The following is an 8,955-nucleotide window of genomic DNA, read 5'->3' as shown; positions in this document are numbered from 1 at the left end:
AGCGAAGTATATTTCTGAAGCGGTATTTCACACTGCAACTTATTCTATTGCGCAGTATGGTTCTAATGCGAATTAGTTCATGTAAACGGGTGGGCCCAGACGATTTTTGCTCGTTTTTTCTTACACGTTAGGAAAGTATAAAATTTTAGCAGGGAAGTTACTCGACGTAGCAAAAATTTTAAGGTGCGAAGTATAAGTGCAACTACGGCTCTGCTGTCGCCTAAAGGCTAAGCACTCGCCGAGTTTTCTTTACCGTATCAGAAAGTATAAATGATCAGCAAAGAAGAATTCTCGACGTAGTAGACCATTTTAGGAAGATAGATAAGGGCAACTAGGCTACCGCACTACGCCATAAGGCTTGGCGGATAGCTAAGTTTTCTTTACAACGTAACATAATATATATTTGACTCCCATAACTTACTTAAGTATAATAACTTACATAATGTAAGTTATTTATTATAGGAGGACAAAAATGAACTTTCATGAAAAACCTTATACATTTGTCAATCATGTCAAAATTAAAGTTAAAGATTTAGATAGATCTATCCAGTTTTATCAACAGATCGTAGGATTCCAAGTTTTAGAAAGCAACGATACATCAGCAGCATTAACAGCAGATGGGCAAACGAGTATTCTATCATTAGAGCAGCCAAGTGAAGTAGAGTCAAAACAAAGCCGAACAACTGGCCTATATCATTTTGCTATTCTGTTACCCAATCGTTCCGATCTTGCTAATTTCCTTTATCATTGTGCAGATGTCGGATTAAGGTTGGCTTCTTCTGATCATTTAGTGAGTGAAGCCATATATTTTGCTGATCCGGATGGCAATGGTATCGAAGTTTATAGAGATCGTGCTCCATCAGAATGGACGTGGCAAGGCAATCAAGTTGCAATGACAGTAGATCCATTAGACTTTGAAGATTTATTGAAAGAAGGAAAGCAAGGAGCATGGCAAGGTTTGCCGACTCAAACGGTAATGGGACATATACATTTACATGTAGCGGACATTCCCAAAACAAAAAAGTTTTATGAAAAAGGTTTAGGGTTTGAGACGGTTTGTCGTTTCGGTGATCAAGCTCTGTTTATTTCTACAGGAAAATATCATCATCATATTGGACTAAACACGTGGAACGGAGTAGGTGCACCACCTCCATCAGAAAGAAGTGTAGGTTTGGAATCATACACCATTATCTATCCTGATCAAGAAGCAGTACAACAAGCAGTGGCAAACTTAAAAGCAATCGGCGCATCAGTAAAAGAAGAGAAAGATAAAACAATCACCAAAGATCCTTCCGGAAATAAAATTATTCTTATTAATTAGGGCAATATTATTTTCAAGGACATGAGGTACGTTATTTTATGAAATCAGGCTAGTGTTATCTCTAAACGGACATCAGGTACCTTATTTTCTAAAGGAGCTCTCTTTTTACTAAGGTATAAGCCAAATAAGGAACTGTATGTCCACAAACCCATGCGAAAGCACTGTTCTTATAGAATTAGCGAATCGTATGTCCGATAGCTTATATTCCAGTTACGTGCACAGAGAGCTGATTTAGGACAGCTCTCTTTTATTTTTTATGGTAGAATATAACTATCATCTTCAAGGAGGGGTCTAGATGGTTGAAAATATCCAAGAAAAAGTGCGTGAAACAAGTCGAACGTTAAGAAAACAGTCACTCTATACAATTTTAGAACAGCTTGATTCAGAAGTAATGAACCTTTGGAAAAAGGATCGAAAAAAGAAATACAATAAAATGAAACAAGGCCCTTATAGTTTTTATCGAGGAAGCGCCTATCTTTTTTATTATGATGTAACAAAAATCCCCTTTTCTTTCCATACTCCTGAAGATAAACCAACTTGGATAATGGGAGATATGCATTTTGATAACTTTAGTAGTTTTCAAGATGAAGAGGCTAATCTCGTATTCGATGTAGATGATTTTGATGAAGGCTATCTTGGTTCTTTTCTTTATGATGTGTTAAGAATGGTTGTTAGTATTCGATTGCTTGCAGAACAACAAGGGGTGGAAGAGGAAGAAAAGCAAGACGAATTAGTGATTGCCTTTCTAAAAGCATATCGCAAGCAAATCAAAAAATTTTCTAAACGAGAAGAAGATCCTGCAACATTAACTTTTGATGAAGATCATACAAAAGGGCCGATTAAAAAAGTGTTAAAAAAATTAGAAGATCGTGAAGCAACACATGAACTTCATAAACAAACTATCCTAGATGATGAAGGCGAGCGTAAATTCAATCGGGAAAAAGAAAAATTATATAAAATGACAGAAAAAGAATACAACGAAATCGTAGAAAACTGGCAACAATATATAAAGTCGATTCCAGAAGAAGTATATAAAGGAGACGAGCATTATCAAATTAAGGATATCGTGAAAAAAATAGGGGCTGGTGTCGCTTCTACTGGATTAAGACGTTATTATGTGTTAATTGAAGGGACGCATGAAAAAGATCACGATGATGTTATCTTAGAAGTGAAAGAAGCAAGACCGCCAATACCAGCCTATTTTGTGGAGTTTCAAGACTCTTTCTGGGACAAATATCAGCATCAAGGAAAAAGAGTCATTATGACACAAAAAGCCATGCACCATAAAACGGATCCATACCTAGGCTATTTGTCTATTGGAAACGGAGAATTTTATGTGCGTAAGCGTTGTGCTTATGACGAAGATATTCCAAGTAATTTATTAATAAAGAAAAAGTCGATCAAACAATCGGTTAAAATTATGGGAGAAATTGCAGCTAAAATACATGCACGTGCCGACCAGGATATTAAAGAATCATTACTTGATTATCATAGTGAAGATGAAATCCATAAAGTAATCGAGCAAAACAAAGATGCTTTTGTTCATGAACTTGTCTTGTGGTCTCGTTTTTATAAGCGGCAGGTAAAACAAGACTATGAGCTCTTTCTAGAATGGTTAAACACACATTTTTATACAAACAACTAAGGAGGGAGACTATATGCTTCATTTACACAAAGCAGAAGCACCCAAATCAGTAGCTTGTAAAATCATTACCGTCAGTGATACGAGAACAGAAGAGACAGATAAAAGCGGAAAGTTAATGAAGCAATATTTAAAAACGCATCACCATCAAGTCCATGCCTATCAGGTTGTTAAGGACGAACAGGAGGAGATAAGAAAGGCTATAGAAGATGGAACAGCCAACCCATACATTGATGCGATTTTAATTAATGGTGGAACAGGTATTGCTAAGCGAGATGTAACTATAGAAGTTGTGGAGCAATTGCTAGATAAAGAGATACCCGGTTTTGGCGAGATATTTCGTATGCTGAGTTATCAAGAGGACATCGGCTCTGCAGCTATTCTATCTCGAGCAACAGCAGGAGTAGCGAATCACACAGCTATTTTTTCCACACCAGGCTCTTCTGGTGCAGTAAAACTAGCAATGGAACACCTCATTATCCCAGAAATCGGACATGTGATGAGAGAAATTAATAAAGATTTGAAAGAATAATATAGCTGGATGAAGAGAGAGACTTGATACAGCAGAGTCTCTCTTCCTATTCAACCCTATTCTTCTCTTCGATATGTACCGCTTTTTCCACCAGTTTTTTCGACTAAATAGGTTTGTCCAATAACTATGCCTTTGTCTACAGCTTTACACATATCATAAATGGTCAATGCCGTAACAGAAGCTGCCGTTAATGCTTCCATTTCCACGCCAGTACTTCCTTTCGTTTTCGCCTCCACTGTAATGACGAGCTCATATCCAGTATGTGCTTCCTGCCAGTCAAACTGAATATCCACTCCACTTAGTGGCAAGGGATGACACATGGGAATAATTTGTGACGTCTGCTTTGCCGCCATAATACCAGCCACTTGACTAACCGAAAGGACATCCCCCTTTTCCACTGCTTCATCGACAATCTTATGGTAAATCTTCTTGCCAACAAAAATACTAGAACGAGCAATAGCTGTTCGATGCGTCATTGCTTTATCCGTAATGTCTACCATTTTCGCGCGACCTTGCTCATTCATATGCGAAAAATCTGTCATAACGATCACCAACCTTCCATTCAAAGTATACTACACCTTGACACGAATCACCACCACAAGCGAAACATGTTATAATAGAACCATCATAGCATCAGAAAGGAAAGCACAATGATACGAAACATTTTATCCATTTTAACATTTTGCCTATTGATCAGCGGCTGTCAATCCAATCAAACCGAACTAACCATTTCAGCAGCAGCCAGTCTCGAAAAACCATTGTCCCAAATCATCCAACAATATGAAAACAAACACCCTAACATACATATATCTACCAATTTTAGCGGCTCCGGTACACTCAGTCAGCAAATCATTCAAGGAGCCCCTGTAGACCTGTTTTTCTCCGCTTCATTAGAAAAATATCAGAGGGTAATCGATGCAGGGAGGATCGAGCAACCATCGTCAGTGCCCCTTTTAACGAATGAGCTAGTCTGGATTCAACCAAAAAACACAGCCATCATCACAGATTATTCTCAAATCACACAGATGGCCATCGGTACACCAGAAGCAGTACCAGCCGGAGCTTACGCGAAAGAAGCATTAGCAAGCCTCGGGGTTTTTACTTCTTTAGAAGAGCACCTTGTTTTGACAAAAGATGTACGACAAGTATTACAATATGTAGAGAGTGGCAATGTCGATGCAGGCATTGTTTATTATTCAGATGCTGTTAGCTCAGACCAAGTACAAATCAATCGGTCCTTTGCATTAGGAGAGCATCGTCCGATCATTTACCCAGTCGGTATAGTGAATGATACAAAGTATCAAGCAGAAATAGAGACTTTCTTAGAATTTTTACAAACAGATACCGCAATAGACATTTTTGAAGACAATGGATTTCAAGAAATAGATGGTGAAGATGATGGAAGCTTTTTTACAACCAATTAAATTATCCTTATTTGTTTCACTCCTTGCCTTGATCATAGTATCTGTATTAGGCATATCCATAGCTTGGGTCATGACTAAAATACATTTTAGAGGGAAGTTATGGCTCGACACTGTCCTGTTACTTCCTATTGTATTACCTCCAACAGTGATTGGATTTTTGCTTATTATTGGATTTGGAAGAAACGGTTTTTTAGGAATATTATTGGACACTTTATTTGATACATCTATTATTTTTACGATATGGGCAGCAGTGCTGGCTGCTGTTGTGGTAGCATTTCCGTTAATGTATCAATCCGTTCGAACCGGAATGTTGCAAATTGATCGAAATATTGAAGACGCTGCAAGGGTTGATGGAGCAAATGAATGGGAAGTTTTTCGCCAGATTACTTTACCATTATCGAAAAACTCCTTGATCACAGGAATTACGTTAAGCTTTGCTCGAGCATTAGGGGAATTTGGTGCAACGATTATGTTTGCCGGCAATATCCCTGGTAAAACCCAAACGATTCCAACAGCAATATATGTGGCATTTGAATCCAATCAAATGGGATTAGCCTGGGCATGGGTTTTGTCGATTATTTTGGTTTCTTTTGTTATGCTTTTATTTTTACGTAAATCTGCCTAAAAATCATTCATAAATTTGTCATTTCCACACAATGCAAACGTTATCAACACGTGTTAAAATATAGAAAATGCCAAAAAAGTAGAGGAGATTTACATGAAAGATCATTTATATAGATGGAGAAATAAAGAGATTCGTAAGCAAGTAGCAGTGATAGATGGAAAAGAAGCACCAACACTTGTTTTGACAAATGCTATATACTTAAATGTCTTTTTAAGAAAATGGATAGAGGCAAATATTTGGATATATCATGATCGAATTGTTTATGTTGGAAATAAATTACCACAAAACTTGTCCGAAATAGAAGTAGTGGACTGCAGCGGTAAGTATGTGGTGCCAGGCTATATAGAGCCGCACGCACACCCATTTCAATTATATAATCCTTATCAATTAGCAATGCTTGCGGGAGAGACAGGAACAACTACGCTGATGAATGACAACTTACCGTGGCTTTATTTAACTAGCAGAGAGAAAGCGTTTTCATTGATTGATGACTTTTCAAAGCTTCCTGTTTCTATGTATTGGTGGGCAAGATTTGATTCTCAATCGGAAATTAATGAAGAGCAGGAAATCTTTAATGATGAAGAAATTCATGAATGGCTTCAACATGAAGCTGTTGTGCAAGGTGGCGAATTAACGGCATGGCCGCAAGTATTGCGTAACGACGATCGAATTCTTTATTGGATGCAGGAAGCCAAACGGTTAAGAAAGCCAGTGGAAGGACATTTCCCTGGTGCTTCTGAACGAACTTTAGTAAAGCTGAAATTATTAGGAGCGAGCTCAGATCATGAGGCCTTATCAGGTGAAGAAGTGTATAACCGATTAGCAATGGGGTATCGAGTTGGTTTGCGTCATTCTTCTATTCGCCCTGATTTAGAACATTTACTGCAAGAATTGAAATCATTAAATTTACACTCGTATGATAATTTAACGATGACAACAGATGGTTCTACACCAGCTTTTTACCAAAATGGTATCATGAATCAATGTGTACAAATTGCCATCGATCAAGGGGTTCCTGAAGTGGAAGCCTATATGATGGCAACCTATAATCCAGCGGAGCAATTTCATTTAGAAGAGCGATTAGGATCGATTGCACCTGGACGTGTGGCGCACTTAAATATCTTAGAAAGCAAAGATAATGCAACGCCTGTTTCTGTTATAGCTAAAGGAAAATGGTTAAAGAAAGATGGAAAACGAGTAGAGCAGGATAATACAATTGACTGGGAAAAATATGGTCTAGGAAAGCTGGACTTAAATTGGCAATTAACAGAACATGATTTGCAGTTTTCCATGCCTGTAGGAGTCAAAATGGAAAATGACGTAATTATGAAGCCATATCCGATCTCTATTGATGCAAATACGGAAACCATCATGAATTCCAATGACGAGTCGTTCCTTATGCTGGTAGATCGAGAAGGAGAATGGCGTGTAAATACGATTATCAAAGGGTTTACGAAGACATTAGGTGGATTAGCAAGCTCCTACTCCTTAACAGGGGACATTGTTTTAATTGGTAAAAGTAAATCCGATTTACTGCTAGCTTTCACTCGCATGAAAGAAATTGGCGGAGGTATTGTATTAGTGCATGAGGGTAAAATAATCTTTGAGTTACCTTTAAATATTGCCGGCATGATGTCGAATAGCGACATGTCTACTTTGATCAAGAAGGATCAGCAATTAAAGGAGCTATTAAAACAGTATGGGTATCAATATGATGATCCGCCATCCAGCATACTTTTCTTATCATCGATGCATCTACCATTTGTTCGTATAACACCGCTCGGTATTATAGATGTAAAGAAAAAAGATATTTTATTCCCTGCGATAATGCGCTAGTTTTGTTATAATGAAGAAAACATTCGACATGCAATGAAAATGCATGTCGAATCTTCTTTTTATTACATAGATGAAGGATGTGGGAACATGATAAAGAATCTAGGCTATCTAATGCTATTATCCATTTTATTAGTGGCTTGTTCAAGTGAAAAAGAAACAACAGAAGAAGTAGAAACAGATCCAGTAGAAGAACAAGAAGAAGAATCACATGAGCCTGCTCCAGAAGAACAAGAGGAAACAGAAATGGAACAAGGCCCAGAGTATGTTTATCCATTAACAGGTTTAGAAGCAGAGGAAGAAGCCACCAATCGTATTGTAGCTGTCATGGTAAATAATCATCCCAAAGCTAGACCGCAAACAGGGCTGTCTCAAGCAGATCTTGTATTTGAAATTTTAGCAGAAGGTAATATTACTCGATTAATGGCTATGTACCAAAGTGAAATGCCAGATAAGGTAGGGCCAGTAAGGAGTGCTAGACCATACTATTTTAACTTAGCCGATGATTATAATGCGTTATATATTTATCATGGTGCAGCGGAGTTTATCGATGATATGCTCATAAATGGAGCGGCTGACTTTTTAAATGGGGCTATATATGATAATGATAAAGTGTTGTTTGAAAGGTCTGCAGATCGAGTGGCACCGCATAACTCATACGTATTATTTGATAGTGTTTACCCTAAGGCAGAAGGAAAGGGGTATGACATTGATATGGAATACGAAGAGATGAACTTTACGCAAGATGCAGAGGTTGAAGGAGACGACGCAACCAACGTACAATTTAGTTATGGTAGCAATTCGATACAATATCAGTATCAAGAAGCATCCGAACAATATATTCGTTTTGATGGAGGAACAAGAACAACGGAGCTTGAAACAGGTGAGGATGTTACGATAGATAACATATTCATACTGGAAACATATCACCAAGTAGTAGATAGTGCGGGAAGAAGAGAAATTGACCTTTCATCTGGAGGAGACGCTTTACTGCTACAAAAGGGTAAAGTGCAACACGTGCAATGGGAGCGTAATAATGGTAGAATAATCCCAACAAAAGATGGAGAACCAGTTCCGTTTGTTCCAGGTAAGACTTGGGTGAATGTGATACCAACCAGCCCAGGTGTAAGTGGCGTAAGTATAACTGGCCCAACGGAATAAAAGGAGAGATGTATACCATGCAAATTGATAAATTGCGTGGCGAACAACTGGATCAATTGTTTGATGCGATTTTATCACTAGAAGATCGCGAAGAATGCTATCGCTTCTTTGATGATATTGCAACCATGAACGAAATTCAGTCATTAGCACAACGATTGCAAGTAGCAAAAATGCTGGACGAAGGTAGAACATACACAGCTATTGCAAACGAATCAAGTGCATCCACAACGACGATTTCACGTGTGAAGCGTTGCTTGTCGTATGGCAATGATGGCTATCGTATTGTGTTAGATCGATTGAAAGAAAATGAATAGATAAAGAACGGTTGTCTCAGAAGTTATCACTATTCAAATTTAGAAAATCCAACTTATGAGGCAGCCATTTTTCCTATTTATCAAAAAATATGGCAACAATGGA

The 8,955-nt window shown here is 37.9% G+C and carries 9 protein-coding genes; 8 read left to right on the top strand and 1 reads right to left on the bottom strand.

Annotation, left to right across the window (positions count from 1 at the left end; all coding sequences use genetic code 11):
- Positions 1-472: 472 nt before the first annotated feature.
- The 3 genes from GHD00_RS16135 to GHD00_RS16125 all read left to right on the top strand — a co-directional run bounded on the left by GHD00_RS16135 (position 473) and on the right by GHD00_RS16125 (position 3,495).
- Complete coding sequence (locus GHD00_RS16135) at positions 473-1,321, top strand: VOC family protein (RefSeq protein WP_163539190.1); 849 nt, start codon at positions 473-475, stop codon at positions 1,319-1,321.
- Positions 1,322-1,616: 295 nt separating this feature from the next.
- Entirely contained in the window at positions 1,617-2,966 is a 1,350-nt protein-coding gene (locus tag GHD00_RS16130; RefSeq protein ID WP_163539189.1) for a DUF2252 domain-containing protein, read from the top strand.
- 13 nt (positions 2,967-2,979) lie between these two features.
- Complete coding sequence (locus GHD00_RS16125) at positions 2,980-3,495, top strand: MogA/MoaB family molybdenum cofactor biosynthesis protein (protein ID WP_163539188.1); 516 nt, start codon at positions 2,980-2,982, stop codon at positions 3,493-3,495.
- A 56-nt stretch (positions 3,496-3,551) separates the two neighbouring features.
- Here the strand turns inward: GHD00_RS16125 and moaC are convergent, their stop codons facing one another.
- Entirely contained in the window at positions 3,552-4,037 is a 486-nt protein-coding gene (gene moaC / locus GHD00_RS16120) for a cyclic pyranopterin monophosphate synthase MoaC (protein WP_163539187.1), read from the bottom strand.
- A 108-nt stretch (positions 4,038-4,145) separates the two neighbouring features.
- Here moaC and modA point away from each other — a divergent pair, with 108 nt between their 5' ends.
- From modA to GHD00_RS16095, 5 genes are all read left to right on the top strand, one after another.
- A complete protein-coding gene (modA, locus tag GHD00_RS16115) occupies positions 4,146-4,919 on the top strand; it encodes a molybdate ABC transporter substrate-binding protein (protein ID WP_163539186.1) in 774 nt (257 codons plus the stop codon).
- Positions 4,891-5,544: a molybdate ABC transporter permease subunit gene (modB, locus tag GHD00_RS16110; protein WP_163539185.1), complete on the top strand. Its 654-nt coding sequence runs from the start codon at positions 4,891-4,893 to the stop codon at positions 5,542-5,544. Before modA ends, modB begins: the two co-directional genes overlap by 29 nt.
- A gap of 93 nt (positions 5,545-5,637) precedes the next feature.
- Positions 5,638-7,380, top strand: a complete 1,743-nt coding sequence (locus tag GHD00_RS16105; protein WP_163539184.1) for an adenine deaminase C-terminal domain-containing protein — start codon at positions 5,638-5,640, stop codon at positions 7,378-7,380.
- Between the two features lie 87 nt (positions 7,381-7,467).
- Positions 7,468-8,538 carry a DUF3048 domain-containing protein gene (locus GHD00_RS16100; RefSeq protein ID WP_163539183.1) on the top strand — a complete coding sequence of 357 codons (1,071 nt, stop codon included), beginning with the start codon at positions 7,468-7,470 and terminating at the stop codon, positions 8,536-8,538.
- A 17-nt stretch (positions 8,539-8,555) separates the two neighbouring features.
- On the top strand, positions 8,556-8,852 hold the full coding sequence (locus tag GHD00_RS16095; RefSeq protein ID WP_163539182.1) for a YerC/YecD family TrpR-related protein: 297 nt from the start codon (positions 8,556-8,558) through the stop codon (positions 8,850-8,852).
- Positions 8,853-8,955 lie beyond the last annotated feature (103 nt).

Source organism: Gracilibacillus sp. YIM 98692 (genome assembly GCF_010993965.1).
Taxonomy (GTDB): Bacteria; Bacillota; Bacilli; order Bacillales; family Amphibacillaceae; genus Gracilibacillus.
The sequence above is the reverse complement of the archived record's forward strand: the minus strand, read 5'-3'. Positions and strand labels throughout refer to the sequence as shown.